The organism is Prochlorococcus marinus str. MIT 9302, from assembly GCF_000759975.1.
Taxonomy (GTDB): domain Bacteria; phylum Cyanobacteriota; class Cyanobacteriia; order PCC-6307; family Cyanobiaceae; genus Prochlorococcus_A; species Prochlorococcus_A marinus_M.
The window spans coordinates 20281-47046 of sequence record NZ_JNAM01000008.1 but is presented as its reverse complement, the minus strand read 5'-3'; the positions used below and the strand labels follow the sequence as shown (position 1 = coordinate 47046).

The window sequence follows — 26766 nt, the reverse complement described above, 5'->3', positions numbered from 1 at the left end:
TTACAAAGATTCATCAAACAGTACACATCAAATAGGTTTCTATGCTCGCGATGCATATGACTGCCTGATGCTTGCTAGAGAATTTAATTCTTTTATACATGACCATCCAAATTCTGTAACCAGAATCCAACAAAAATTTTGAGGTAATTAATTATGAATTTAAAAAGATCACCATTCGCAATTCAAGATAAGAACTCAAGAGATCTTGATAATGCAAAGGATTATTCAATACTTAAAGAACTTGTAGAAGAGCAAGGGATTTCTAATGATTTATCAGACTACTGGGATAAGGAATGTGAATTAAATCCATCCGACCCACGTTGTCTGGTCTACGATGATTAGTGTTTGGGGTTGTTTATCCAACGTTTCCTTAGAAATAAGGCATAAATCTTTTTGCCAACCACACCATAAAAACCAAGAACTATTAGAAAGATTGATAGTGAAACCACAGAACAAAGCCTAATTATTATTGTTATCTCTTTAATAAATTGAATATGGTAGTAGCTTGAGACAATTTGTTAGTAATTAATAGATTTATTTTTGCCTATCAATTCAAATAACGTCAATTATTTTTATGCAAAAAAATAGACTCTTGCGAGCCTAGGTGATGGGGATTTCTATCATGACAAATTAAACAGAAACGAACAACCCCATCAATAGGTAAAATTTATTACATGCAAACACCATATGTAGTGCTAATATTTTAAAAAAGCTGGGTGATGGGGATTATCAAGCTTTTTAATAGGACGTATTTTACGTCCTTTTTTTAATTCTATGAAATTTAATTCTAAAACCATAAGCTTGATACTCAACGCAGCCTTTTGTATTTTGATATTTACTATCTAGTTTTGCTTTTGCTACTGCTCTTGTTTTTTCTTCAATCTTTCATATACAACGTGCAGCTTCAATAGTTTCAACTCGACTCCCTTTCATAACTGGTTTAATACTCCTTTTATATACACAACCATAACTAACCATCATTGCATCAATACAAGGACTAGGCTTCGAAACATCTTCAAATGGTTCAAATACTTTTATTCTTGATCTATCCTTATTTATCAAAGTAAATTTTTCCATATACTCTCAATGAAATTTATGTTCTTTCAATTGGAGCCATAGTTAAACCTTTACTTACCAGTTGCTCGTGATAAAACTCAGCCTGTTCAAAATTACCTCTCCATACTTCTGTGGAACCTGACTGGTCTACTTCAATGGCTAGAGCCCATGATCTATTTTCACTCATTCCTGGAATTATTGCCAAAAGGGAATTTGCTACATGTTGAAAGGTATTAAAATTATCATCAAGAACTATCACTCTTGCTTCTGGATATTTTTGTTTTACTGTCTTTGGTTCTAAGACTGTAGTAGGTGAAGTGGTAGATAATTCCATCGTTAATGTTGTTGCTGTTGATCAACTACTGACTGCTTAAATTCTAGTTTTCTTGCAAGTCTATGTATTGCTGACCATGTTGCGGTTTTCTGTTTAGATAGTAAGACTACTTGCTGCTTATTCTGTGGAGTTAAATTGTACTTCTTTAATACTTTCCCAAGTGCTAGAGGATTAATTAGGTTATTCATTACTCTTCATAGTCTATTTCGTAATCTTTTACGTCTTCATAAAGTGTACTAAAAGACTTTTCTATTAAATCCTTACCTTTCCTGGTTAGTTTTAAAAGTGTTTTCCTTTTATCTTTAGGATCAGATTCTTTTGAAATTAATCCTAAGCCAGCTTTGCCTAGTCGGTGATATCTACTTAAATAGTCTGTGAGTCTTGATGCGCTAGCTTTACTCATTTTAAAGTGTTCCTCAATATTCTTTTTACTGCAATTCTGAAAGGTCGCTACAAACCAAAATACTGCCATTGCTTGAAGTGGAACGTCCTGCGATTTATCTAACTTCATAAACATAGTAAGGACTCGTAAAAGGTTATACGATTCGTTGTCTATCTTCGGAAATTGTTCAAGTTTTGATTGTGTCATCTCAAGTCAATTCCTCTCTTATGACTATGATATTAACGTATTTTGTGTCGGCTTGTAAATATAGATCCATTAGTGGATAGTTTATGCTATATTGGTAATGCTAGAACTCCATGTATGAAGTTGTAAAGAATGCATGAGACTCTAGTAAAGCATTAGACACTAAGAAATAATTATTTAATTTCTACCTTAAAGAACCTTGAAAATTTAATAGAAACTCTTGATCGAATTAGAAGGAACTTTTGCTGGAACTAAGGATGAGCCGTAATGGGATTCGACTGATCTCATTAGTAACCAATAAAAGAAATTTACTAAAGTCTTTTCCACGAGGATTTAGTAACTGACCTAAATAACCTTATTCGAAGTGTATTAGCAATAAACAAAACTCTTATATCTAACAATCAAAACATTTGTATCACTACGAACACTTATTAATAACATTATTCAAACAAAAAACATTTCTAGAATAATTACTCGTAAAACAAAAATGCTCGAATCGGAGCGGACTAAATCATCGTGGAGTTTACAGACTTTAGTCCGCTTTAAATTTATAGCAATACGAATTTAGAGTGGCAACACAGGTCTAAAATAAGACTTCCAAGATCCTCTCAAAAATATTTTTATCTCGCTCACTCGAGATCAGTGAGTTCTTTTTGATCCTCAATCCGTACAATTTAGTACCTCTTACCGCACACATAAAATTCTCAACGAACTATTTAAACGGATTAGACCATAGATATGAACAAGAGGTAAGTACCATGAAACTAAAAACAACATTCTGCATTCAAGATAAGAATTCAAGAGATCTTGATAATGCAAGTGATTATTCAATTCTAAAGGAACTAATCCAAGAGAAAAAGATGTCAACAGACCTAGCAGACTATTGGGAAAAGGAATGTGAGTTAAATCCATCCGACCCTCTTTGTCTGGTCTACGATGATTAGGTTTTGTTTTTTAAAGAGTAAGGAAATTTAGTAAGAATTACTCTCGCAATAATAATTATTGAATGTTATTTTTTATTTACGTTCATCCAATATTTATATAACTGGACGCATGACATGGGAATAGGGAACGGGATTCTCATTAACTGCATAAGACCATGAATAACCTCTTACAAATAAGAGACAAAATCAACAAAGCCAATAGGCTTAATCAAGCCCAGCTTTTGGCAACTAAAAATGGAGAAGTTACTCCATACAGGAGATCCGTCTTTGAGGAAAGAATCAGGCAAGCTCAAAAAGAAATGGAATTATTAGATTCCTAAAATTTTCTTGCTTAATTATGATCTAAAAAGGGAGGGTTGGTTAAACCCTCTTTTTTTATTGGCACATCAATATCATTGCTATTAATTGAGTAGAGATTTTTTTATTCAATGCCATTAGACGTATTTCTAATGAACATGTTTATTGTTGTTATACCGTTACTTATTAAGAGAGAAATTAAGCTTACTAAAGCTAGATAATTATGAGAATTAATTCTAAAACCATTAGCTTGTTCTTAAACATAGCTGTCTGTATTTTGGTATTTGTTATTTAGTTAACTCTCTAATTTTTCTCCATCTGGAATACATATATCCCATATAAATTTCCAGCATATAATTCTTTGCTCCATTTTCTAATATATTTTTTGAAAATTGATTATTAAACTTTCCACTTTCTATTAATTCTTTTGTCCAATCTATTTCTTTTTTCATTGCTGTTGTTGCTCTTGTATTTTCTTCAGTCTTTCGTATTCAACATGAAGAACTCCTAAACGCCAAGCATCTTTTAATCCTTTTACACCTCCCATTAGCAGCTTTGCATCAGCAGGAGTATGTGACTTCATATTCAAGAATTCTTTCTGCCAGGATTTGTCATTCCATTTAGTACTCATTACCACCAAACATCATTAAACTTATTTTCCTTCTCGTCTATTAAATCATCTATATCAGGAATTGGTTTGGTTTAGTAAGAATATATCGACTTTTAATTATTAATAAGTAATTAATACATTGCATTATCTAGGACATTCATACTATCTTCTTTAGCAGTTTTTAAAAATAATGATTAATAATCTCCTTGATAGTGATGAAAACATAAAAGATAAGTTACTTAAACTAAGCTTCAGAGAAATACGTCTAGAAGCAAAAAAATTATCAATTCACTTATATAGTCGTAAAACAAAAAAAGAATTGGTCCAATTACTTTTGAAAGACCAAAAGAAATTGTTGATTGAAAACAATTCAAATGATGATGTCGTTGCAGAAGAAGATAGGCTAGCTATAGAGAAAGCTAAACAAGAAGAGAGGATTGCTTTTTTGAAGAAGATGCAACTGATCAAGATAGAGAAAGCTAATGCCAAAGAAAATGAATATATAATCTCAAACAAAAATAAAAATTTGAAAAGATTATTATCTAAGTCATTTCCCAATAAAAAAATAACCGTAACAGATAATAAAGATGGATCTCAAACAATTCTTATTAACTAAGAACACATCAAAGAAAGTTGACATTTGGGTGTCTTTCAAAGGTTTTTGGTGTCTCTCATGTCTCTTTAGTACCCTTATTAGCACCCTACTCATATCCTTGAGTCCATTCAGGCAATAAAAAAACCCGTCTATGACGGGCTTCTCATTGGTGGCGGGGGGGAGATTTGAACTTCCGACCTTCGGGTTATGAGCCCGACGAGCTACCAGACTGCTCTACCCCGCGATATATACATAGCATACATCTGAAAGGGTTGTTTTTTCGATTTGTTTATGATTCTTGGAATTTTAATTGACCTTTAACTTCAATTCGGACTCCTTGAGCAAAATTAAAAACTTTGTCTTCAATGTCTTGAATTCTTAAGTCAGATATCCACTCTAACTGTTTAAGTAAGTGAAGACTTACTGCATGCTTGGCTCTTTTTGAACCATCCTCTACTTTTAAAGCAAGTCCTATCCCTTCATTTACCTTACATAGGCACTGTATTCCCTCGGCACCACCTTTACCTATAACTTGTCCATGTGATGCCTTAATTATTTCTGTATCAAATTTATTGTTGTCGCTTATCATTATTGGGTTAGTTATCATTGCTCTGCTGATTTGTTCTAATTCAGCATTATCTGAACTGCTTAGAAGAGAATATAACTTAGACATTTCTAATAGTTTTAAATAAAGAGTTGGGGCACCACAATCATCACGCTGTGCTTTTATTTCAGATATGGGGATTTGAAGTAATTCAGAAACAATTCTGAATATTTCGATTTGAAGTGGATGATCCCCCTTTAAGTAAGTATCTAATGGCCAATTCATTTTTTTGCATGTAGCTAAAAAAGCAGTATGTTTGCCGGAACAATTATGTTCTAATGGACTTATCTTTGATTTTGGACATTTCAGATTATTAATATCGATGTCATATTCCCATAAAATTTTGAAGGCTTCCCTTGAATGAATTTTTGATCCACTATGTGAACCGCATGCTAGTGCAATTGATTTTGAATCATTATTGATTTTTGATGCAGCTCCACTGCTAACAAAAGGTATTGCTTGAAAAGGTTTTAATGCTGACCTTATGAAACTTTTATATTCTGGATTCCCTGCACACATTAAAACCCTCCCTTTTTTGTCGGTAATAACAGCATGAATTTTATGGATGGACTCAATATTTGATCCTCTCATTAATATTGCTTGTAATGGAGGATTATTCGATGTGTAAAGGTTTTTGAAGTTAGAACTCATTTAGAAATTGTTATATTGAAATAGCAATATTCCTGATAAAGCTAAGATTGAGATAATAGATAAAATTTGAATTAAATTTTTCAAAATAGGCTTTACCTCAATTGAGGCAATAAGTGATTCTTTTTCTTTTAAAACTAACGGCTTTATCCATATTTGACCGTCATACCATCCAGATTCTTCATACTCAACTCTTTCTGATGATAATCTCTTAAATATGTGATTCCATCCAAGATATAACTTGATAGAAATTAAGAGAGGTATTGATAAACTACTAAAAAAACTTAATAAAATATATTTTAAAAGGGATGTTTTAAAATATATACTTCCTGAAGAAATAACAAGAAAAATAACAAAAGTACCCACCCAGAATTTAATTAATATAAGTATTAGTGATTTTTTTGTTTTTGGCCAAGAAAAAAAGATGGATTTTGATAATTCAATGAATTCATTTGTGGGTTGCTGATCTCTCGGTACAGGACATTTAGATTCGCTCATAAAATAATAATTATGGAAATGTAAGATTATCTCCATTGCTCCAGAATGATTCAAGGTCATAAAATTTTCTTATTTCTGGTTGAAAAATATTTACAATCAAATCACCATAATCAAGTAAAGCCCATTTCGCCTCGTTTACCCCTTCTTTTCTAATTGGTTCAATTTTAGCCTTCTCTCTAAGCTCTCCCTCTACAGAGTTAGTTATAGATCTAACTTGTACATCAGATAATCCTTCTGCAATTAATATCCATTCACTAATGAACGATACCTTGTCTATTTTTATAAGTTTTATGTCTTTAGCCTTTTTATCATCACAAGCTTTAGCTGCCATTAAAACTAAAGTTTTATTGTCCATAAACATTTTCGCTTGAGACTGATTTTTCTGAACCTTCTTGCTGAGATAATTCTGATCTAGCTTTTTCAGCACTTTTTCTTAATGCATCTAATCTATCCTCAAAGAAACTTCTTTTTTTCTTCTTTCGAGTTTTATCAATTAACTCCTTTAATGCTCCTCCAAGACTTTTGTAAGCATTTGGGATGCTATATCCAAATCTACATGCAAGATCTATAGCTTTTTCATCAGCAAAGATTGCATCTTGAAGTTTTTTTTCAGAATTATTTTTTATATATAATCTATACCCTGCAAAACTTGATAAACCAAGAGCAAGTAATAAAAGTAAACCATCTTGTACCCACAATTCCCCTATCGCCCCTCCAAGCCCTATTGCAAGAGCTGCCATTTCCCATCCATCTCTGGGAATTGTGTCATTTTGGATTTTCCCTATTTCGTGCCAAAATAAAAGATTTCTGTGGTCAATTGCAAAGTTATCCCATTCATCTAAATCTATTTGGATTTCTACTTCGTCACGACCAATTTCCTCAAGTGTTATTAAAGGTGGATCTATAGCAGCAGCAGCTTCAATAAATACCCAACTTTCATTCTCTGGAGGCAACAAACTTTTAAGTCGTTGAAGTTCGCTCATAAAAAATTATTTTCTTTCAATACTATAGAAACAAATGTTGCTTTTCAAGTAACTAGATTAACATCTGATGATTTATAAGTAGCATGAAATAAATAGAAGGTTTAAATTATGCCTCAAAGGGGTGATCTTAAAAAAATTCTTATTCTTGGTTCAGGACCGATTGTTATAGGACAAGCATGCGAATTTGATTACTCTGGCACTCAAGCTTGCAAAGCTTTAAGGAAAGCTGGTTATGAAATTATCTTAATAAATTCAAATCCGGCATCGATAATGACTGATCCTGAGATCGCAAGCAAAACATATATTGAACCCTTGACTCCTGAAATTGTCTCCCAGATCATTTTAAGAGAAAAACCTGATGCTATTCTTCCAACGATGGGAGGTCAAACCGCATTGAATCTTGCTGTTAAATTATCAGAGTCAGATTTTTTAAAAAAAAATAATGTTGAATTAATTGGTGCTGATTTAAGAGCTATTAATAAAGCCGAAGATAGAAAATTGTTTAAAGAATCGATGGAAAAAATAAATGTAAATGTGTGCCCATCTGGTATAGCATCTAACCTGACTGAAGCTAAAGAGGTATCAAAAAAAATTAATTCCTATCCTCTTATTATAAGGCCTGCATTTACTTTGGGTGGTGTAGGAGGTGGAATTGCTTTTAATCTTGAAGAATTTGTAGAATTGTGTTCAACAGGTTTAGAGGAAAGTCCAAGTAATCAAATATTAATTGAAAAATCACTTATTGGATGGAAGGAGTTTGAATTGGAGGTAATGAGAGATACTGCAGATAACGTAGTAATAGTTTGCAGTATTGAAAATTTAGACCCTATGGGGGTCCATACTGGCGATTCCATTACTGTCGCTCCTGCTCAGACTTTAACAGATAAGGAGTATCAGAGATTAAGGGACTTATCATTGAAAATCATTAGAGAGGTAGGAGTTGAAACTGGAGGGAGTAATATTCAATTTGCAATAAATCCAACTAATGGAGAAGTAATTGTCATAGAGATGAATCCTCGTGTGAGTAGATCCTCTGCTTTGGCAAGTAAAGCAACTGGATTTCCCATAGCCAAGATTGCAGCTTTATTATCAGTTGGCTATACACTAGATGAGATTATTAATGACATTACAAAAAAAACACCTGCATGTTTTGAACCATCAATTGATTACGTAGTTACCAAAATTCCTAGATTTGCCTTTGAAAAGTTTAAAGGCTCATCAAAAACCTTAAGCACTGCTATGAAATCTGTTGGTGAGTCAATGGCAATTGGTCGTTCTTTTGAAGAATCATTTCAGAAAGCATTGAGATCCCTAGAAGTAGGTATTTTTGGATGGGAATGTGATTCTCTTGATGAATTTAAGAACGAAAATCACCTAAAGAATAGTTTAAGAAACCCTACTTCGGAAAGAATTCTAATAGTTAAAAAAGCAATGCAGCTTGGAAAAACTAATTCTTATATTAAAGAAGTTACTAATATAGATTTGTGGTTTATCGAAAAACTACGAAATATCTTTAATTTTGAGCATGATTTTTTGAAGGATAAAAAACTTTATTCTTTAGATAGGGATTTGATGCTACATGCTAAACAATTAGGCTTTTCAGATCAACAAATAGCAAAGTTAACTTATTCTGAGCTTTTTGAAGTAAGAGCCTATAGAAAAGACCTGAAGATAATACCAATTTATAAGACTGTTGATACCTGTTCAGCAGAGTTCTCGTCATCAACTCCCTATCATTATTCAACTTACGAAGAATCTTTTATTAATTTAAATTCTCAAATTTTTGATAGCGAGATTTCAGAAAATAATGAATCAGAAAAAATTATGATTCTTGGCGGAGGTCCAAACAGAATTGGTCAGGGAATTGAATTTGATTACTGTTGTTGTCATGCGTCATATCAAGCTTCTGCAAATGGTTGCAAAACAATAATGGTTAATAGTAACCCAGAAACTGTATCAACAGATTATGATACTAGCGATATTTTATATTTCGAGCCAGTAACTTTGGAGGATGTGCTCAACATAATAGAAGCTGAAAATCCTTATGGTTTGATTGTTCAATTTGGAGGTCAAACCCCATTGAAATTATCATTACCTTTATTTGAATGGCTTAAATCTAATGATGGGGTCAAAACTGGAACAAAAATCCTAGGGACTTCTCCAATTTCTATAGATTTAGCTGAAAATAGAGAGGAATTTACAAAAATACTTGAAGAATTAAGTATTAGTCAACCTTTAAACGGCATAGCTCGTAATCTAAATGAAGCACAAACGGTAGCAAAAGATATTGGATTCCCATTGGTTGTAAGACCCTCTTATGTTTTAGGAGGCAGGGCAATGGAAATTGTTAATGATGAGAATGAATTATCGAGATACATTTCTGAAGCAGTTAAGGTATCGCCAGATCAACCAATCCTGCTTGATCAATATTTAAATAATGCTATTGAGATAGATGTTGATGCTTTATGTGATTCAGAAGGTTCGGTTGTAATTGCTGGTCTAATGGAACATGTGGAACCTGCAGGAATTCATTCTGGAGATTCGGCTTGTTGTTTACCATCAATTTCTCTTTCAACATCCACATTAGATAAAGTAAAGAATTGGACTAAATTAATTGCAAAAAGACTAAATGTTGTTGGTTTAATTAATTTGCAATTTGCAGTGACAAATATAAATAATAAAGAAAACAAATTATTTATTCTTGAGGCAAACCCCAGAGCTTCAAGAACTGTCCCATTCGTTTCAAAAGCCATTGGTAAACCAGTTGCAAAATTAGCTACCCAATTAATGCAAGGTTTTACATTAGAAGATGTTAATTTCACCAAAGAGTTTTCTCCAAAATATCAAGCAGTAAAAGAAGCTGTTTTGCCTTTCAAAAGATTTCCTGGGTCTGATACGCTACTAGGTCCTGAAATGAAATCTACTGGAGAAGTAATGGGTTTAGCTAAAGATTTCGGAATTGCTTATGCTAAGTCGGAATTAGCAGCAGGAAATGGTGTTCCCTCTGAAGGAGTAGCTTTTTTGTCTACTAATGATTTAGATAAAAAAAATCTTGAAGAAATAGCCAGGGAATTATTAATTTTAGGATTTAAATTAATAGCAACAAAAGGTACCGCTGTATACTTGGTTGATTTAGGCATTCAAGTTGAAGAAGTGCTTAAAGTGCATGAAGGTAGACCAAATATTGAGGACCTAATTCGCTCAGGACTTGTTCAATTAGTAATTAATACTCCAATAGGATCTCAAGCTCTTCATGACGACGCCTATTTAAGACGTGCTGCGTTGGAATATAATATTCCAACATTTACTACCATTCCTGGAGCTAGGGCAGCCATTAAAGCAATCAAAGCCTTGCAAAGCAATAAAATTAATACATACTCTCTACAAGAAATCCATAATTTTTAAGAGTTTACTCTAAGATTTTTAGTTTTTCTCTTAATTGATTAGCTAAAAAGTTTCGACTAATTGAAAGTAATTTCAAGGTGTCTTCATGCATTTTAAGTTGGGTTTCCGCTATTTGTAATCCTTTAATAGATTCTTTTATGTCATTAGAAAGTTCATTTATTAAATACTTCTTTCCTTCAAAGGTTAAAACTGGGTTGGAAGTATCATTTGGGTTTTCACTCATGGAATTAACTTTTTAATTAATAAGATAGAGTTATAATTTTTTGATCAATTGTTTTTCACATAATTCTTTATAAATGCCTTTTTTATTGAGTAAATCAAGATGTTTTCCAACCTCAATTATTTTGCCTTTATCGAATACAACTATTTTATCTGCCTCTTGCGTAGTGGCTAATCTATGAGCGATTACAATAACAGTTCTATTTTTCATTGCTCTATGAAGACCTTCTTGAACTTCTGCCTCTGATTCTGCATCTAATGCACTTGTAGCTTCATCTAAAAGAAGAATGGAAGGGTTTCCTAGTATTGCTCTTGCAATTGCTATCCTCTGGATCTGGCCCCCTGAGAAATTTGATCCTCGTTCAGTTATCTTAGTTTCATATTTATCTGGAAGCTTTTGAATAAAGTTGTGGGCATTTGCTTTTATTGCTGATTCTATAACTTCTTCTTTAGTAAAATTCCTACCCATTTTTATTACATCAATAATTTTTCCTGAAAATAAAAAAGGCTGTTGTTGTACTATTGCAATTTTTTGTCTTAAATCTTTTGTATTAAGCAATTTTAGATTTTTATCATCAATAAAAATGTCACCATTAGTTGGAGTTATAAATTTTAATATCAATCCCATCATTGTACTTTTACCAGCCCCTGAAGCTCCAACGAAAGCTATAACTTCCCCTTTCTTAATTTCTAAATTTATATTTCTAAGAACTTGATTATTTTTTTTGTATTCAAAATTAAGACTTTTGAATCTTAATTTGCCTTCGATATTGGATATCCGTATTAAATTTTCCTTATCATCTTCGACAGGTTCTTGATTTATGTTTTTCAACCTTTTTATTGAAGCTTCTGCCTGTTTATAGTCATTAAAATTTGTACTTATATGGCTTATCGGATCAATAAGCATTAATATTGCTGCAAAAAAACTACTAAATTCTTCGCTTGTTAGAAGGCCTAGATTGATTCTTGCGGCTCCTAAACCTAATATTGCTAATATTCCAAATGCTTCAACAAAACCAACAACTGGATGTTGAAATGCAAGTAGTTTTAATGTTTTATATTTTGCTTTTTTATTTGTACTTAATCTTTTATAAAATCTTTTCTCAATCCAATTTTCTGCAGCAAAAGATCTTATCGTGGACATTCCATTTATAGATTCACCTATTAAACCTGCTAAATCACTTGTTGATTCTTGACTTTTTTCGGATGCTATTAAAACTCTTCTTCCAAAACTGTTAACTGAAAGAATAATCAATGGTGCTAAAACGAAAGTTGATACTGTTAATGACCAGTCTAAATAAAACATATATATTATTACCGCTAACAACTGTAAAGTGCATGGAATAGTATCTTGAGCTGTTTTATAAATAACTTCGCTTACCCTGTCTGCATCTTCTGTCAGTCTATATGTGATGTCCCCGGCTGAAATATTTTCAAAAGAATTCATCTTTATTTTTTGAATTCTGCTAAATAAATTTCCTCTCATCACTTCACTAATTTCTAAAGATGGTTTTGCTATGAATACATCCTGTCCAAATTGAGCAGTTTTCTGAACTAAAAATACAAATAAAGACTTAATTATTATGCTAGAAACTTTTGAGAGATCACCTGACCCAATAGCTGGAATTAAGTTTCCAGCTAAATAAGCTAATAAAGGCCAACAAGCTACATAAATAAGCATGCATATAAAACCCTTGATAAACCTATTTGAATATGTTCTGACTGGTGGAATTAGTCTCAAGATATTATATATTTAATTGTTTATCCTACTTTATCAATATCTTTGGGTATAAAAACAATGAAATTGGATCAATTCTTAAAATGGAAAAATTTGGTATCTTCTGGTGGCGAAGCAAAAATTTTTATTAAATCCGGTTCTGTTAAAGTTAATGGTGTAATTGAGACTAGGAGAGGAAGGAAGTTAAACAAGGGTGATAAAGTAATATTTCTAAAAAATGAATTAATTTTTGAATAGTTAGCTTATTCAACTCACTTTGTATTAGTATATTTTTCTTGGAGATAGTATTTTGAGAAAATCTGTTATTGCTGGTAATTGGAAAATGCACATGACTTGTGCTGAAGCTAAATCATATTTAAAAGAGTTTATTCCTTTAATAAAAAACATAAAAGACGATCGTAAAGTTGTTATTGCTCCACCTTTTACAGCTATTTCAACGTTTTCTAATCATTCTGATTTTGATTATTTAGACATTTCTAGTCAAAATATTCATTGGGAAGATCAAGGAGCATTTACTGCAGAAATATCTCCAAAAATGCTTCTTGAACATGGTGTCTCATATGCAATCGTTGGACATAGTGAACCAAGGAAATATTTTAGTGAAAGTGATGAACAAATTAATAAAAGAGCAGTTTTTGCTCAATCTAGTGGACTTACTCCAATAGTTTGTGTAGGAGAAACATTAGAACAAAGAGAGAGAGGAGAAGCTGATAGAGTTATTACTAGACAGGTTGAACAAGGATTAGAAAATACAGATCCATCTAATTTAATTGTTGCCTACGAACCAATATGGGCTATTGGCACTGGTAAAACGTGTGAAGCTGAAGACGCTAATAAGATATGTTCTTTGATTAGGAAATTAATAGGTTTTGATGATTTAATTATTCAATATGGAGGATCTGTTAAACCTAATAATATTGACGAAATCATGTCAATGAGTGATATAGATGGGGTGTTAGTTGGAGGTGCTTCATTAGATCCGAATAGTTTTGCGAGAATTGCAAATTATAAATAAGAAAAATCCATGGCCAAAAGGCTGGGGCCAAAAAACTTCAATTATGGGAGTTATTAATTTAACTCCTGATTCATTTAGTGATGGTGGGGAATTAAACTCTTCAAAAAAAGTTTTAGATCAAGTAAATCATTTCTTTAGTAATGGTGTTGATGTTATTGATCTTGGTGCTCAAAGTACGAGACCTGAGGCTGAAGAAGTTGGATCTAGTATAGAAATAAAGAGATTGATCCCATATCTAAAATTAATAAAATCTGAATATCCAGATGTTTTAATTTCTATTGATACTTTTAATTCTGAAGTAGCTTACGAAGCTCTTTTAAATGGTGCTAATTGGATAAATGATGTCACGGGAGGAAGAAGAGATATAAAAATTTTGGATGTTGTTTCAGAATTTAATTGCCCATTCGTCATAACTCATAGTCGTGGTAATAGTCAAAATATGAATCAACTATCTAATTACCAGAATGTATTGAGTGATGTTAAGTGCTCGCTTGATAATTTAATAAAGAATGCTTTAGAAAAAAATATATCTGAAAAAAATATAATAGTGGATCCTGGAATTGGTTTTTCTAAGGATATTATTCATAATTTGGAAATCTTGAGAAACTTAGATGTATTTAAAAAATGGAATTTGCCAATTTTGATAGGTGCATCTAGGAAGAGATTTATAGGAGCAATTTTGAATGAGAAAAATCCAAAAGAAAGGGATATAGGAACACTTGCAATAAGTTGTCTTTGTTCTCAATTTAACATTGACATTGTGAGAGTTCACAACGTTAAACTAAATTATCAAATCCTGAAAGTAGCAGATAGGATTTACAGAAAATAATAAATTTATTATTCTTTAACGCCTTCGATTTTATCCTCTACCTCTTGGTATAGTTCTTTCAACTGTTCTATATTCTCATCTGAAGTTTCCCAATATCCCCTACCATTGACTTCTAGCAATGTTCCAACAATTCTTCTGAAACTATTAGGATTAAGATCCATTAATCTTTTCCTCATCTCTTCGTCATTTATAAATGTTTCATTAGTTTCTTCATATACAAAATTATCTACTTGACCACTTGTCGCACTCCAACCCAGAGTGTAATTAAGTCTGTTAGAAAGTTCTCTAACTCCTTCGTAGCCAGATTTGAGCATACCTTCATACCACTTAGGATTTAAAAGTTTTGTTCTTGAGTCTAATCTGATAGTTTCTCCAAGTGTTCTAACTTGAGCATTAGAAGTGGTTGTATCTGCTATGTAGCTACTTGGTTCTTTTCCGTCATCTCTTAATGTCTTGATCAATTTTGTTGGATCCGAATCAAAATAATGACTTACATCTGTTAGTGAAATCTCTGAAGAATCAAGGTTTTGGAATGTAACATCTGCTGTTTTCATTACTGACTCAAATACCTCTCTTTTTTGATTCATCTCACCTGGATTATCGGCATTAAAAGCATATGTTTTGCGTGATAAATACATTTCTTGTAATTCATTTTCTTCCTCCCATGTTGAATTTTCTACGGCTAAATTAACATTTGAACTGTAACTTCCACTTGCGTTAGAGAATACTCTCGCTGAAGCTTCTCTAATAGAAGTGCCTTCTTTTTCTGCTTGTTCTAGTGAATGCTTCCTTACAAAATTAGATTCCAATGGTTCATCAGCTTCAGCTGCTAATTTGACTGCCTGATCTATTAATGCCATTTGATTGATAAATAGATCTCTAAATACTCCTGAACAATTAACTACTACATCTATTCTTGGTCTACCTAATTCCTCTAAAGGGATTAATTCTAGTTTGTTAATTCTTCCAACAGAATCTGGTTTTGGTTTTACTCCAACAAACCATAAGATTTGTGCCAGTGATTCTCCGTAGGTTTTGATGTTATCAGTACCCCATAAAACACAAGCTATTGTTTCAGGCCAGCTCCCTTGCTCTTCCTTTTGTCTTTCAATTAATTTGTCAACAACAGACTTTGCTGCAGCTACTGCTGCTGTAGTTGGGATTGATTGAGGATCAAGTGCATGGATATTTTTACCACTGGGCAAAACACCTGGATTTCTTATGGGATCTCCACCTGGTCCAGGTAAAACATAATTTCCATCCAATGCTTTAATGAGGCTATCCATTTCTTTGTCTGCGCAGATCTGTTCAAGACAGAAAAGTAAGTAATCAAATAATTTATTTAATTCCTTCTGATTAACTTCATTAAATCCATTTAATCTGCAGACTCTTAGCCAAGGGGTAGGTAGATTTAGACCGAAAACTTTAAGTAAATCGAAAAGTTTGGAAAGAAGTGATTTTTCTAAATAAACTCTGCCATCAACTATTTTTAAAGAGTTGACCATCGCAAAAATCGACTCTCTTGCTGTCTTTATGATTTTTTCATTTAACTCTACAAATTTAAGTTCCCCTTTATTATTACCATCATAAATTTGTTCAATAGTTAGACCCATGGATTCTGCGAGTAATCCAGGAAGAGATCTTAATCCCTCTTGTTCTCTCTCTAAAGATGCAATATTTACAAGTGTTGCAACAGCTTCTTCTGCTGTTGGAGCTTCTCCAATAGTATGAAGACCGCAAGGTAATAATCTACTTTCAATTTCCATCAATTGTTTATAGACATTACCAACGAATAAATCTCTTTCATCTATTGAAAGTTCTTCTACGTCTTTTGATGGAAGCTCTACATCTTTGTCAAGGTTACATTGTTTAGAAGTCTCAACTATTGCATTAACAATTTGAATCCCCCTACTATTTTCTCTTAATTGTTGATAAGAACCAACTAGCTCACTTAGTTCTTTAAGTCCTTTGTAGAGGCCTGCATTTTCCGCTGGAGGAGTCAGATAACTAATAGTTGAAGCGTATCCTCTTCTCTTAGCAATTGTTGCTTCAGAGGGATTATTAGCCGCATAGTAATACAAATTAGGCAATGATCCAATGAGAGAATCCGGATAGCAAGTTTCACTCATGCCCATCTGTTTGCCAGGCATAAATTCAAGTGAGCCGTGAGTTCCAAAATGAAGAACAGCATCAGCACCCCATATTTTTTCTACATACGTGTAATAAGCAGCAAAACCATGATGAGGACTCGCACTTCTTGAATATAGTAGCCTCATTGGATCACCTTCATAACCGAATGTAGGTTGAACTCCTATAAAAACATTTCCAAAATGTTTTCCATAGATAAGAAGGTTTTGTCCGTCACTATTAAGGTTTCCAGGAGGTTTGCCCCAATTCTCTTCAAGTCTTTGTGAATATGGTGTGAACTCTTCGTATTCTTTAACTGACATCTTATGAGCAATATTTAACTCTGGAGAGCCATCCATCGCTTCAGGATTGTTAATTACTTTTTCCATTAATTCTTTTGAATTACTAGGAAGTTCATCTATTTGATATCCTTTCGATTTCATTTCAAGGAGAACTCTAAAAATTGAACCGAAAACATTTAAGTACGCTGCTGTTCCAACATTTCCTTTGTCTGGTGGAAAACTAAATACTGTAATGGCTAATTTTTTGTCCTTTCTTTGTTTAACTCTTAAAGTTGACCATTTTATGGCTCTTTCAGCGATTACATCAACTCGATCTTGGAGCGTATGCGCCTTACCTGTGGCATCATCACGACCTGAGAGAATAATAGGTTCAATAGCACCATCAAGTTCTGGAATTGCAATCTGAAGTGCCACCTGAACTGGGTGTAAACCTAGATCACTATCTTCCCATTCTTGTGTGGTCTGGAAGACTAATGGAAGTGCAACCATATAGGGTCTGTTTAGCCTTTTTAGAGATTCAATGGCTCTAGGATGGTCTTGTCTTGCTGGCCCACCAACCAATGCAAATCCTGTTAGAGATACAACTCCATCTACAATAGGTTGATCTTTATTTATGGAATCATAATAGAATTCATTAACTGGCTTAGAAAAATCTAAACCCCCACAGAATATAGGAAGTACTCTCGCACCTCTGTATTCCAATTCTTGAATAACGGCAACATAGTGAGCATCATCTCCAGTAACAATATGACTTCTTTGAAGAACTAAACCTATGGTTGGAGTCTTGTCATCTTTAGGATTTATATCTTTTCTATTATTCTCCCAATTTTGATAATCTTTAAGATTTTCAAACATGCAAGGGGCAAGTGGATGCCAAATTCCTAAATCTGGGAATGTTTCAGGGTCTTGAATCTTGAATTCCTCTATTTGATCTTTTATGCTCTCTGAAACTGCATACTTTTCAGAAATCATTAACAAGAAGTTTTTTAAGTTCTCAGTAGTTCCACCTAACCAGTACTGAAAACTCAGAATGAATGTTCTAGCATCTTGAGCTTTTTCTACTGGTAGATATTTAAGTATTGAAGGCAGTGTATTTAATAACTTCAACATTGAATCTTGGAAGCTTGCTCCATCAGATTCTTTTTTCTTTTTTATTAAATCTCCAATAATACTTTTAGATTGACCAAGTTGGGCCATACTAAATGAACCTAACTTATTTAATCTCATTACCTCTGGCATAGAGGGAAAAATAATTGAGGCTTTAAGCTTATCTTTATGTGGAGATACCGCATCAACTACTTTTTGAGCAAGATCTTCAATAAAAATTAAGGAGGCAACAAATATATCTGCATTAGCTATATCTTCTTTAAAATCTTCAAAATTACTTTCATTTCTAAGCTCTTCGATAAGATAGCCACTAAGGTCTATGCCTATTGGCCCATTCATCTTATTTATTGACTTTGCAGCTTCCGTTAAGGAATTTTGGTATTGTGGCTCAAGGACAACATAAACTGCTTTTATTACAACTTTGTGTTTGTTATCCTCAACAGGAGATACTCTGCGATTTGCTGAGCGGACCTGCGTAAACATTGATTTTATTTAAGTATTTCTACCAGCCTACGAATGAAAAGACGTTATTGTGTGCAATATAAATAGCGTGTAACAACCTTTAAAAAAAAATTATTTACAAAAATGATTGAAAATCCTCAAAAACCAATACCAGTACTAGTATCCGGAGCTTTGGGCAGAATGGGTAGCGAAGTTGTGAATACAGTATTGAATTCTACAGATTGTGAACTTGTTGGAGCAATTGACATAAATGAAAAGAACAATGGCTCAAATATTTCTGAATTATTGAAGGTAAAGAATTGTGATGTTTTTGTTTCTAATGATTTTGAAGGAACTTTATGTTCTGTTAGTCAAAACTATAGAAATGAAAATATCAAACCTGTTCTGGTTGATTTTACTCACCCTGATTCTGTGTATGAAAATACCAGATCAGCTATCGCATACGGTATTTCACCAGTGGTCGGAACCACAGGACTTTCTCCTTCGCAAATAAAAGACTTATCTATTTTTGCTCAGAAGGCATGCGTTGGTTGTGCAATAATTCCAAATTTTTCAGTAGGAATGGTTCTTCTTCAGCAGGCAGCATCTGTTGCCGCAAGGTTTTATGACAATATTGAATTAATAGAGATGCATCATAATCAAAAAGCTGATTCTCCTAGTGGGACTTGTATAAAAACTGCAGAAATGATTGAAGAATATCCAAAGAAATTTAATCAGAATTTAGTAAAAGAGTCTGAGTCATTGAAAGGTGTACGTGGTGGGCGCAGAGATTCTGGAATTAATATACATTCTGTACGATTACCAGGATTGCTCGCTCATCAGTTAGTAATTATGGGATCTCCAGGTGAAACTTACACAATTAAGCATGACACTATTGATAGAAAGGCATATATGCCAGGAGTTTTACAGGCTATTAAAAAAATAGGTAATTATGAAACTTTAGTTTACGGACTTGAAAAATTGATTTTTTAAAATGTTAATTCCAATTAATTCAAGTCAAATTTCAAAACTTATTCCTGCAGTTGGTACAGGAAGTCAATTTAAGTACTCGTTGGGGAATCCGAGAAAAATTCTTCAAAGAGTAATAGTTTCTTCAGTTGGTGGATTTATCTCATTAATTATTAGTTCGACTGGAGATCAAACTAATAATTTCTGGTTGTTCCTATGTGTAGGTTTCTTTTTGTATATCATCTGGGGCCCAATTCTTGAATCAAGTAGAAAAAATTTGAAAATAAGAAAAAATAAATTTTTTTCTATATTTGATGGTTACGTATCCGACATATATACAACAGAAAAGATTGAAAGTTCAAGGGAACAATCCAATAGGCAAGGTCGATTAGAGGTTATCGAAAATAAAAGAACTTGGTTAGTACTTGAATTAGAAGATGAAGATGGCTATTTAGAAAAGTTGAGTTTCCCGATGGAAAATAAGCACAGTCAAATTAGAGTGGGTTCGTCAATAAAATGTTTATTAACATCTAATAACCGTAATTTTGACAGAGATTTTTATTTGACCGATGCTTGGTTGCCAGAAACTAATTTATGGGTTGGAGAGTACCCCTACTTATTAAGACCAGCATTTGAGGAAATTTGCTATATTTATAACAACAGATAGATGATATTTATATTTTCTGATGAAAAATAGATTTAATTTTAAAATTGTTGGATCTGGTCCAACAGGTTTACTTCTTTCATTAGCACTTGCAAAATTTGATTGCGATATTTTTTTAATTGATTTATTAGCAAGAAATAGATTAATCGATAAAGATAAAACTTATGCAATTACGCATTCAACAAGAAAAATATTATCTAAATTTAGACTTTGGGAAAAATTAGAACCATATTTATTTGGCTTTGATACACTTTCAATATCAGACAGTATAACTTCCTCTTTTACCAAATTAACAATTTCTGATTTAGATGATGACATAAGTTCTGCTGAAAATATTGGGTGGGTAGTTAAACATTCAGATCTCATGACAGTATTATTTCGAGAGATGGATAATTACGAGAATATATTTTTAATGACGCCACAAAAATTATTAAACAAGAAAATATTTTTTGATTATCAATTCTTGTCCACAGGAGCAAATTCCCTTGATAAAAAATTGTTTAATTTTATAGATATAAAAAAATCATATAATCAGTCTTGTTTAACTTTTAAGGTTTCTTTAAGAGGTAATTGTGAAAAGCGAGCTTACGAAATTTTTAGAAAAGAAGGCCCACTTGCATTATTACCTTTAGACAAAAACTTATATCAAGTAATTTGGACTTCTAGTACATTAAAGTCCATTGAAAGGTTAAATTCTGATAAGAATTTTTTAATGGATAATTTATCAACTATTCTGCCTGATGAATTTAAGTTAGATCAAATAATTGGAGAATATAATTTATTTCCTGTTTCATTATCCTTGAATTTACCATTTTTTAATTTTAAAAAATTAATTTTTGTAGGAGATGCATTTCACACCTTCCATCCTGTAGGAGGTCAGGGACTTAATACTTGTTGGAGAGATGTTAATACTATTTTTGATCTTTTGAACAAAAATATTGAAATTTCTAAAATCCATTTGATCTTATTTAAATTTAAGTTTCTTATAAGCAGAATTTTAGATATTATTTTTACCATGCTTATAACTGATTCTTTGATATCAATTTTTGCTAATAGAAACCTTTTTTTATTTCCAATTAAAAAATTGTCATTTTTACTTTTGAATAATTTTGTTTTTATAAGAAAATTAGTCCTTAATCAAATGACTAAATCTCTCATTTATTCAAAAATTAAATAAAACTCATGGATAATTATTTATCTAAAAATACTATAATTTTTTTACTTAATGAAATAGGTTTAGATGAGACATCAATTGAACTTGGTATAAAATTATCAATAAAAAATAACACTCCATTACCAATCTTATTATGGAGTTATGGAATGCTAACTATTGAAGAGCTTGATAAGTTATATTCATTTTTATTTCAAAAAATAGAATAACAACTCTGTTATAATTTATAAATAGCGTAATCTAGAACAATTTCTGTTTTAAAAAAAGGGAATCGGGTATCAAGGCAATCTATAGAGAAGCTTGATTTTTTATTATTAATCCTAGAGACCATAGATTTAAATGGTATAGAATCCATTTACTCTCTATCAAATAGGCTCAAATTAAATAATATTTTGCCAAATAAAGTTACAATTTGGAAATTAAGAAATAATAATCCATTAAGAAAATCATATATGAATAACAACATTAAATTAGAAGAATTTGATGCCTTAATTAAAATCACTGTTGAAATGTCAAGATATTTATATCCCTATATTAGAGAGATACTTCAATCTAAAGAAGATCCTGAAAATACTTCAGTTATTTGGAATGATTTCAATAAGAGATTTATAGAGTTAATTAACGAGAGGTTTAACATAAATAGTATGAGAGTGAAAAAGCTTTTAAATCAAAGTGGCAATGACGAGATTATTATAAAGTCTTTACTTATATTATCCCTTTGTATCTCTAATAAGGGTTATCAAAAGATGATTAATTATTTATTTATTTAGTTTTTAATATGATGCAGAACAGATTATTATTTCATCAATCTTCAGCTAGTCTCGAAGTAATTGGATTACCAGATTATTCAAATAATGAAAATAAAGATCAAATATCAATAATTTCACAATGGAAATTAACCATTATTGATAAACCACTTATTGAAGGGAAAATCCAACATTTAGGACCAATTATGGATGCATTTTATATTTATTCAAATCTTCTAATAAATAATGAAATCCCTTTATATGAGTCCAAATTGATTGATATGAAAGCTGACAATCTCCACATACATAATATTGTTCTTAAGAGTTCTAAGCCAGATGTTAAACCACTAATTATAAAGATTGGCAATTCTTTATTGTCAGATATTATAAATTGTTTTGACCAGTTAAATGAATCATCAAATGTCATTATAAAAAAATCTGCCGTTTTAAATAATATTCCTAAAAAAGTAAGATTTGGGTTAAATAACAAAGTTAAATTTTTCAATTTCTTTCTCCCTCCTCTAATCGCAATTTGTTCTTTAATTCTATTCTCCTCTACTTTTATTTATTTTTATAATCCTGTTGAAGATAAAGAAAAAAATGAACTAATAAATTCAAAATAATGACTTAATAGCATCCTAACCACAAAGACGATAGTATGGGATGATTTTTCTTTTCAGGATAATTATTAATTGATTCTTTTAGCTTTGATATATGGCAGATTTAAAAATTCCCAATTTAAATATGAATTCTAATAAATATATTTTTAAAAAAAAATTAAGTTTAAGAAGAAAATCTAAAAAAAGACTATTTATCGAATCTGCGTTTATGTTTATTTTGAGTCTTTTTTTAATTTATATAAATTATTTAATACCCAATAAGAATCTCCTTCTACAAAATCTACCTAAGACTTTAAATAAATCATTTATATTGTTAATTGATCTAATCTCGAATTTATATGAAATTCTTTTAATTATATTTATTTTTATTTCTTCGATTATTACTTTAATTTTATTAATAGGATCTTTTTATAGGATATTTAGGGTCTCGAAGAGAAAGACTAAATTGATAAGTTATAAATAATTTCAGATTGGTTGCATTAGACCACCGCTTCCAGAATCAGAATCATCATCATCATTTTCAGTTTCTTCTCCGAATAGTGCGAATACACCAAGTATTATAGATGACAAAATTATTGATAATGGTAATATCGAATTTTGAATTCCGATGTCTATATATTCACCCATAAATTAAAAAATTTTTATAAACCTAACCGAAATAAAACTCTTTCGCGGATTTAAAATAAATATTTAATAATTTATTCTTTTTTAATTTGAAGATCTTTTTCAAAATTAATTATTTCTTTTACAAATAACCCAAACCAAAACATTAATTGATCAATTTGATATTGAATTTCAGTTACTCCTAAACCTCTTATAGTTATTATTGATAATTGTTCACCTTCATCAAAATTAAATTTATTTTGAACACTACTTGGTAAGCAATTTTTAAGAATTTTAAAAGTAGATTTTTTTAATTTGGTCTCTATAAAGATATTTGGCTTTTTGAGTTTGATCTTGTTAAAACCGCATTTTTTAGCAAGTAATTTTAGTCTCATTAACATAATTAAGGACTCAACAGGTTTGGGTAAGGTCCCATATCTATTTACCCAGTCTGTAGCTAATTCAGTTAATTCCTTATTATTAGAACATTCAGTAGCAGATTTGTATGCGTCAAGCTTCTCTTCCCTGTTTAATATCCATGTTGCAGGTATAAATGCATTGATTGGGAGATCAATTTGTGTGTCACTAACTTCGGGTATTTCTTGTCCACTGATTTCTGAAATAGCCTCATGGAGCATTTCAATGTATAAATCGTATCCAATAGCATTAACCTTCCCGCTTTGTTCTTCTCCTAGTAAACTTCCCACACCTCTTATTTCCATATCTTTCATTGCTAGTTGATATCCACTTCCTAATTCCGAAAAGTCTTTTATCGCTTTTAATCTTTGTTTTGCCGCATCATTGATTTTATTTATATTTGGATAAAATAACCAGGCATGGGCTTGTACCCCGCTTCTGCCAACTCTTCCTCTAAGTTGATAAAGTTGAGAAAGTCCAAATTTATGAGAATCTTCAATAATAATTGTATTTACCTTCGGTATGTCTAATCCACTTTCAATTATCGTTGTACATATCATGAGATCTACTTCGCCGTTATTAAATGAAATCATTGCATTTTCAAGCTCTGTTTCGTTCATTTGTCCATGAGCAATAATAAATTTTAAGTTCGGAAACATATTTTTTAACTTGTTTACAGCTTGATCAATATCAGAAATCCTTGGAAGAACATAAAATATTTGACCTCCCCTATCAAGTTCTTGATTTATTGCTGTTCTTATTACATCCATATCTATTTCAGATAAGTATGTTTTGATTGATCTTCTTGATGGAGGAGGAGTATTTAGTAAGCTCATTTGTCTCAGTCCAGATAAGCTCATATAAAGAGTTCTTGGAATTGGAGTTGCCGAGAGAGTTAAAACGTCTATGTTAGTTTTTATTTTTTTAATTTTCTCCTTTTGCCTTACTCCAAATCTTTGTTCTTCATCAATAACAAGTAGTCCTAAGTTTTTTATTTCAATTTCTTTCCCTAATATTTGGTGTGTTGCTACTACTAAATCAATTTTGTTGTTTTTTAATCCTGCATAGATTTCCTTTCTCTCATTAACGGTTTTGAATCTATTTAGTAATGATACTTTTATTGGGTAAGGTGAAAATCTATTATTTATTGTTCTCCAATGTTGCTGAGCTAGTATTGTTGTAGGTGCTAGTAATATTACCTGCTTGCCTGATGTAATAGCCTTAAAAATAGCCCGAACAGCCACCTCTGTTTTGCCAAACCCAACATCTCCACAAACTAGTCTGTCCATTGGCTTATCGCTTTCCATATCAGATTTTATTTCTTTTACAGCAGTAATTTGATCTGGTGTTGGTTGATAAGGAAATGAATCCTCTAATTCATCTTGCCAAGGACCATCTTCTGGGTATATATGTCCCTTTAATTTTTCTCTCTTTGCATAAAGTTTTAGGATATCGACAGCAACTTTTTTGATTTGTTTCTTATTTTTTTCTTTTATTCTTTCCCATTCTGTCCCTCCTAATTTATTTATTTTCGGCTTTATTTTTCCGCTTGATCTATATCTATTAACACTACCAAGTTGATCAGCGGCAACACTTATCTTCCCATCTTGATACTGAATCACTAAATAATCTCTTGAATCACCAGTTATATTGATTTTTTCTATTTTTAAAAATTTTCCTATTCCATGATTTTTATGAACTATAAAATCACCTGGACTAATCTTATTCACATTTATATTTGAATTGACACTTCTTTTTTTTCTTCTTATGAATACATTATTAAAAAGAGATTGTTGTGAAAATAATTCTTTATCTGTTATGAGGACAACTTTCCAAATCGGAAGATAAAAACCCTGGATTTCATAATTGTTTTTATTTTTTATAATTAAAGGAGTTGAATTATTAATTGACTTAAATGCTTCATCAATATCATTTGGATTGTTTAAGAAGTTTGTATTACATTCATGCTCAAAAAGTAAAGTCCTTGTTCTCAAGGGCTGTGCTGATAATATCCATACTTTATCTTTATTTTTTATGTTTCTATTTATATCGTTGGATAATTTTCCTATATTTTTAGAGTATGAATTTAATCTTTTATCGTTTAATAAAAACCTATTATCAATATTGTCTTTAGATTCAAATTCATACAATTTTATTAAATTAAAATTTTCCAGTGAATTTAATATTTCGTCAAACTTTAAATGCAAATTAGGCTTAGCCTTTAAATTAATATCATTATTTTTAAGGTTTTCATTTAATTCATGCGCACAATTATCAAAATTATTTTCTGAATCTAGATACCAATTATTCGCAAATTTTTTACAATCTTCTAATTCATCAATTACAAGAATTGTTTCCTTATTTATGAAATCTATTATATTTGAGGGGTCTTTTTCAATTATTCCTAAATAACGATCAAGATTATTTTTATTGATATCTTCTGAATTAAAAATACTGTTCTTAGATAAATTATTTAACTTATCTTTTATTAGTAAATCAAATCCAGCCTGTATTATTTCAATATTATTTATATTTTCTAATGTTTTTTGTGTATGTGGATCATATTCTCTTATTTTCTCAATTACATTATCAAAAAATTCTAATCTTATAGGAAACTCATTATTGACAGGATAAATATCTATTATTTCCCCTCTCCTACTCCAGAATCCTTCTGTAGAAGTTACATTTTCCCTTGTATAACCCAGCAAGGTAAGTTTATTTGCTAATTCTTGAATTTCAATTTGAACCCCTTTTTGTAAATCTAGCTTATTTTCAATTAATAAGGTTTTAGTTATTAGATGAGGTTGTAGTGATCTCTCTGTTGAAATAACAATATTAAGTTTTTTTTTCTCTTTTTTTATTAATTTGGATAAAACAGTAAGCTGAGTAAATTCAATTTCTTTGGATTTATTAATTGATGCGTATGGTAGATGTTCTGTTGGTGGATAATATAAAACTGCTTTATCATTTATACTTTCAAAATAACCAATCCATTTGTATGCAATTTCTGTATTAGGACAAATTAATAATATATTCTTATCTTCTTTTTTTGCGATGCTATCTAAGATTATTGATTTTGCATATCTACTTGAACCAACAATATTTAATTCTTTATTTTTTGAAATTCTTTTTATTAATTCAGAAGTAATTTGTGCGTTTGAAATATAATTAACTAAAGTATTTAAACTCATTTATAGTTATCAATCTTGATTACGAATATCCGACATATTATATTAGA

Annotated in this window: 29 protein-coding genes and 1 tRNA gene; 14 read left to right on the top strand and 16 right to left on the bottom strand. The window is 31.2% G+C overall.

Translation table 11 applies throughout. From position 1 onward, the window contains the following. Positions 1-153 precede the first annotated feature (153 nt). Positions 154-342: a hypothetical protein gene (locus EU96_RS04660; RefSeq protein ID WP_032526222.1), complete on the top strand. Its 189-nt coding sequence runs from the start codon at positions 154-156 to the stop codon at positions 340-342. 543 nt (positions 343-885) lie between these two features. Here the strand turns inward: EU96_RS04660 and EU96_RS04665 are convergent. From EU96_RS04665 to EU96_RS04680, 4 genes are read right to left on the bottom strand one after another with little or no spacing between them, the layout of a single operon-like run. Beyond that, on the bottom strand, positions 886-1077 hold the full coding sequence (locus EU96_RS04665) for a DUF1651 domain-containing protein (protein WP_052044254.1): 192 nt from the start codon (positions 1075-1077) through the stop codon (positions 886-888). A gap of 16 nt (positions 1078-1093) precedes the next feature. Further along, entirely contained in the window at positions 1094-1390 is a 297-nt protein-coding gene (gene clpS, locus EU96_RS04670; protein ID WP_032526621.1) for an ATP-dependent Clp protease adapter ClpS, read from the bottom strand. Positions 1391-1392: 2 nt separating this feature from the next. Continuing rightward, entirely contained in the window at positions 1393-1578 is a 186-nt protein-coding gene (locus tag EU96_RS04675; protein WP_032526620.1) for a hypothetical protein, read from the bottom strand. Next, entirely contained in the window at positions 1578-1979 is a 402-nt protein-coding gene (locus EU96_RS04680; RefSeq protein ID WP_032526619.1) for a MarR family winged helix-turn-helix transcriptional regulator, read from the bottom strand. The genes EU96_RS04675 and EU96_RS04680 overlap by 1 nt, the downstream gene beginning before the upstream one ends. Positions 1980-2629: 650 nt before the next feature. Here EU96_RS04680 and EU96_RS10535 point away from each other — a divergent pair. Then, positions 2630-2920, top strand: coding sequence for a hypothetical protein (locus EU96_RS10535; protein ID WP_241434564.1), 291 nt, complete (start codon positions 2630-2632; stop codon positions 2918-2920). A 155-nt stretch (positions 2921-3075) separates the two neighbouring features. Next, positions 3076-3240 carry a hypothetical protein gene (locus tag EU96_RS10260; protein WP_193741325.1) on the top strand — a complete coding sequence of 55 codons (165 nt, stop codon included), beginning with the start codon at positions 3076-3078 and terminating at the stop codon, positions 3238-3240. 264 nt (positions 3241-3504) lie between these two features. On the opposite strand, the gene EU96_RS10255 is transcribed toward EU96_RS10260, so the two are convergent. After that, a complete protein-coding gene (locus EU96_RS10255; RefSeq protein WP_193741327.1) occupies positions 3505-3669 on the bottom strand; it encodes a hypothetical protein in 165 nt (54 codons plus the stop codon). After that, a complete protein-coding gene (locus EU96_RS04690; RefSeq protein ID WP_032526625.1) occupies positions 3666-3848 on the bottom strand; it encodes a hypothetical protein in 183 nt (60 codons plus the stop codon). Before EU96_RS04690 ends, EU96_RS10255 begins: the two co-directional genes overlap by 4 nt. Before the next feature lie 169 nt (positions 3849-4017). Between EU96_RS04690 and EU96_RS04695 the strand changes: the two genes are divergently transcribed. Further along, the gene (locus tag EU96_RS04695) at positions 4018-4443 is read left to right on the top strand and encodes a hypothetical protein (protein WP_032526617.1); all 426 of its coding nucleotides are present in this window, start codon (positions 4018-4020) and stop codon (positions 4441-4443) included. 146 nt (positions 4444-4589) lie between these two features. On the opposite strand, the gene EU96_RS0109150 is transcribed toward EU96_RS04695, so the two are convergent. From EU96_RS0109150 to EU96_RS04715, 5 genes are all read right to left on the bottom strand, one after another. After that, a tRNA-Met gene (locus EU96_RS0109150) sits at positions 4590-4666 on the bottom strand. A gap of 45 nt (positions 4667-4711) precedes the next feature. Beyond that, positions 4712-5677, bottom strand: a complete 966-nt coding sequence (locus EU96_RS04700) for an asparaginase (protein ID WP_032526616.1) — start codon at positions 5675-5677, stop codon at positions 4712-4714. Next, positions 5678-6172, bottom strand: coding sequence for a CGLD27 family protein (locus tag EU96_RS04705; protein WP_032526624.1), 495 nt, complete (start codon positions 6170-6172; stop codon positions 5678-5680). Positions 6173-6182: 10 nt separating this feature from the next. After that, positions 6183-6527: a ribosome silencing factor gene (rsfS, locus tag EU96_RS04710; protein WP_032526623.1), complete on the bottom strand. Its 345-nt coding sequence runs from the start codon at positions 6525-6527 to the stop codon at positions 6183-6185. After that, complete coding sequence (locus tag EU96_RS04715) at positions 6517-7155, bottom strand: DUF3318 domain-containing protein (RefSeq protein WP_032526615.1); 639 nt, start codon at positions 7153-7155, stop codon at positions 6517-6519. The genes rsfS and EU96_RS04715 overlap by 11 nt, the downstream gene beginning before the upstream one ends. A 108-nt stretch (positions 7156-7263) precedes the next feature. Between EU96_RS04715 and carB the strand changes: the two genes are divergently transcribed. After that, positions 7264-10560, top strand: coding sequence for a carbamoyl-phosphate synthase large subunit (carB, locus tag EU96_RS04720; protein WP_032526614.1), 3297 nt, complete (start codon positions 7264-7266; stop codon positions 10558-10560). A 4-nt stretch (positions 10561-10564) separates the two neighbouring features. On the opposite strand, the gene EU96_RS04725 is transcribed toward carB, so the two are convergent. Together EU96_RS04725 and EU96_RS04730 are read right to left on the bottom strand one after the other, a co-directional pair. Then, positions 10565-10783, bottom strand: a complete 219-nt coding sequence (locus EU96_RS04725; RefSeq protein WP_032526613.1) for a DUF6447 family protein — start codon at positions 10781-10783, stop codon at positions 10565-10567. Between the two features lie 30 nt (positions 10784-10813). Then, a complete protein-coding gene (locus tag EU96_RS04730; protein WP_052044253.1) occupies positions 10814-12460 on the bottom strand; it encodes an ABC transporter ATP-binding protein in 1647 nt (548 codons plus the stop codon). A gap of 117 nt (positions 12461-12577) precedes the next feature. Between EU96_RS04730 and EU96_RS04735 the strand changes: the two genes are divergently transcribed. Genes EU96_RS04735 through folP form a run of 3 tightly spaced genes read left to right on the top strand, consistent with a single transcriptional unit; the run spans position 12578 to position 14361 of the window. Next, positions 12578-12754: an RNA-binding S4 domain-containing protein gene (locus EU96_RS04735; RefSeq protein WP_002807913.1), complete on the top strand. Its 177-nt coding sequence runs from the start codon at positions 12578-12580 to the stop codon at positions 12752-12754. A 52-nt stretch (positions 12755-12806) separates the two neighbouring features. Beyond that, positions 12807-13532, top strand: a complete 726-nt coding sequence (gene tpiA, locus EU96_RS04740) for a triose-phosphate isomerase (RefSeq protein ID WP_032526611.1) — start codon at positions 12807-12809, stop codon at positions 13530-13532. Further along, positions 13516-14361: a dihydropteroate synthase gene (gene folP, locus EU96_RS04745; protein WP_032526610.1), complete on the top strand. Its 846-nt coding sequence runs from the start codon at positions 13516-13518 to the stop codon at positions 14359-14361. Before tpiA ends, folP begins: the two co-directional genes overlap by 17 nt. 8 nt (positions 14362-14369) lie before the next feature. On the opposite strand, the gene EU96_RS04750 is transcribed toward folP, so the two are convergent. Further along, the gene (locus EU96_RS04750; protein WP_032526609.1) at positions 14370-18380 is read right to left on the bottom strand and encodes a magnesium chelatase subunit H; all 4011 of its coding nucleotides are present in this window, start codon (positions 18378-18380) and stop codon (positions 14370-14372) included. 102 nt (positions 18381-18482) lie between these two features. Between EU96_RS04750 and dapB the strand changes: the two genes are divergently transcribed. Genes dapB through EU96_RS04775 form a run of 6 tightly spaced genes read left to right on the top strand, consistent with a single transcriptional unit; the run spans position 18483 to position 22511 of the window. After that, entirely contained in the window at positions 18483-19331 is an 849-nt protein-coding gene (gene dapB / locus EU96_RS04755) for a 4-hydroxy-tetrahydrodipicolinate reductase (protein ID WP_032526608.1), read from the top strand. A 1-nt stretch (position 19332) separates the two neighbouring features. Continuing rightward, positions 19333-19974, top strand: coding sequence for a hypothetical protein (locus EU96_RS04760; protein ID WP_032526607.1), 642 nt, complete (start codon positions 19333-19335; stop codon positions 19972-19974). Between the two features lie 19 nt (positions 19975-19993). Next, entirely contained in the window at positions 19994-21148 is a 1155-nt protein-coding gene (locus EU96_RS04765) for an FAD-dependent monooxygenase (protein ID WP_032526606.1), read from the top strand. Between the two features lie 5 nt (positions 21149-21153). Then, complete coding sequence (locus EU96_RS04770) at positions 21154-21351, top strand: DUF2949 domain-containing protein (protein ID WP_032526605.1); 198 nt, start codon at positions 21154-21156, stop codon at positions 21349-21351. Positions 21352-21390: 39 nt separating this feature from the next. Further along, positions 21391-21912: a DUF3038 domain-containing protein gene (locus EU96_RS09795; protein WP_342666113.1), complete on the top strand. Its 522-nt coding sequence runs from the start codon at positions 21391-21393 to the stop codon at positions 21910-21912. 8 nt (positions 21913-21920) lie between these two features. Further along, complete coding sequence (locus EU96_RS04775) at positions 21921-22511, top strand: DUF4335 domain-containing protein (RefSeq protein ID WP_193741324.1); 591 nt, start codon at positions 21921-21923, stop codon at positions 22509-22511. Between the two features lie 462 nt (positions 22512-22973). Here EU96_RS04775 and EU96_RS10250 read toward each other — a convergent pair whose 3' ends face one another. Then, on the bottom strand, positions 22974-23135 hold the full coding sequence (locus EU96_RS10250) for a hypothetical protein (RefSeq protein WP_193741323.1): 162 nt from the start codon (positions 23133-23135) through the stop codon (positions 22974-22976). A 71-nt stretch (positions 23136-23206) separates the two neighbouring features. Then, on the bottom strand, positions 23207-26719 hold the full coding sequence (gene mfd / locus EU96_RS0109140; RefSeq protein WP_032526602.1) for a transcription-repair coupling factor: 3513 nt from the start codon (positions 26717-26719) through the stop codon (positions 23207-23209). Positions 26720-26766 lie beyond the last annotated feature (47 nt).

Bases quoted from the DNA above. Each gene is read 5' to 3' on its own strand.
- EU96_RS04690 (WP_032526625.1), bottom strand. From the start codon at position 3,848: ATGAGTACTAAATGGAATGACAAATCCTGGCAGAAAGAATTCTTGAAT.
- clpS (WP_032526621.1), bottom strand. From the start codon at position 1,390: ATGGAATTATCTACCACTTCACCTACTACAGTCTTAGAACCAAAGACA.
- EU96_RS04660 (WP_032526222.1), top strand. From the start codon at position 154: ATGAATTTAAAAAGATCACCATTCGCAATTCAAGATAAGAACTCAAGA.
- EU96_RS04775 (WP_193741324.1), top strand. From the start codon at position 21,921: ATGATGCAGAACAGATTATTATTTCATCAATCTTCAGCTAGTCTCGAA.
- dapB (WP_032526608.1), top strand. From the start codon at position 18,483: ATGATTGAAAATCCTCAAAAACCAATACCAGTACTAGTATCCGGAGCT.
- EU96_RS04730 (WP_052044253.1), bottom strand. From the start codon at position 12,460: ATGCTTATTTATGTAGCTTGTTGGCCTTTATTAGCTTATTTAGCTGGA.
- mfd (WP_032526602.1), bottom strand. From the start codon at position 26,719: ATGAGTTTAAATACTTTAGTTAATTATATTTCAAACGCACAAATTACT.
- EU96_RS04735 (WP_002807913.1), top strand. From the start codon at position 12,578: ATGAAATTGGATCAATTCTTAAAATGGAAAAATTTGGTATCTTCTGGT.
- EU96_RS04765 (WP_032526606.1), top strand. From the start codon at position 19,994: ATGAAAAATAGATTTAATTTTAAAATTGTTGGATCTGGTCCAACAGGT.
- EU96_RS04675 (WP_032526620.1), bottom strand. From the start codon at position 1,578: ATGAATAACCTAATTAATCCTCTAGCACTTGGGAAAGTATTAAAGAAG.
- EU96_RS04680 (WP_032526619.1), bottom strand. From the start codon at position 1,979: ATGACACAATCAAAACTTGAACAATTTCCGAAGATAGACAACGAATCG.
- EU96_RS04770 (WP_032526605.1), top strand. From the start codon at position 21,154: ATGGATAATTATTTATCTAAAAATACTATAATTTTTTTACTTAATGAA.
- EU96_RS04750 (WP_032526609.1), bottom strand. From the start codon at position 18,380: ATGTTTACGCAGGTCCGCTCAGCAAATCGCAGAGTATCTCCTGTTGAG.
- EU96_RS10255 (WP_193741327.1), bottom strand. From the start codon at position 3,669: ATGAAAAAAGAAATAGATTGGACAAAAGAATTAATAGAAAGTGGAAAG.
- EU96_RS04715 (WP_032526615.1), bottom strand. From the start codon at position 7,155: ATGAGCGAACTTCAACGACTTAAAAGTTTGTTGCCTCCAGAGAATGAA.
- EU96_RS04725 (WP_032526613.1), bottom strand. From the start codon at position 10,783: ATGAGTGAAAACCCAAATGATACTTCCAACCCAGTTTTAACCTTTGAA.
- EU96_RS04760 (WP_032526607.1), top strand. From the start codon at position 19,333: ATGTTAATTCCAATTAATTCAAGTCAAATTTCAAAACTTATTCCTGCA.
- rsfS (WP_032526623.1), bottom strand. From the start codon at position 6,527: ATGGACAATAAAACTTTAGTTTTAATGGCAGCTAAAGCTTGTGATGAT.
- EU96_RS04700 (WP_032526616.1), bottom strand. From the start codon at position 5,677: ATGAGTTCTAACTTCAAAAACCTTTACACATCGAATAATCCTCCATTA.
- carB (WP_032526614.1), top strand. From the start codon at position 7,264: ATGCCTCAAAGGGGTGATCTTAAAAAAATTCTTATTCTTGGTTCAGGA.
- EU96_RS04705 (WP_032526624.1), bottom strand. From the start codon at position 6,172: ATGAGCGAATCTAAATGTCCTGTACCGAGAGATCAGCAACCCACAAAT.
- EU96_RS10260 (WP_193741325.1), top strand. From the start codon at position 3,076: ATGAATAACCTCTTACAAATAAGAGACAAAATCAACAAAGCCAATAGG.
- EU96_RS10250 (WP_193741323.1), bottom strand. From the start codon at position 23,135: ATGGGTGAATATATAGACATCGGAATTCAAAATTCGATATTACCATTA.
- EU96_RS04695 (WP_032526617.1), top strand. From the start codon at position 4,018: ATGATTAATAATCTCCTTGATAGTGATGAAAACATAAAAGATAAGTTA.
- EU96_RS04665 (WP_052044254.1), bottom strand. From the start codon at position 1,077: ATGGAAAAATTTACTTTGATAAATAAGGATAGATCAAGAATAAAAGTA.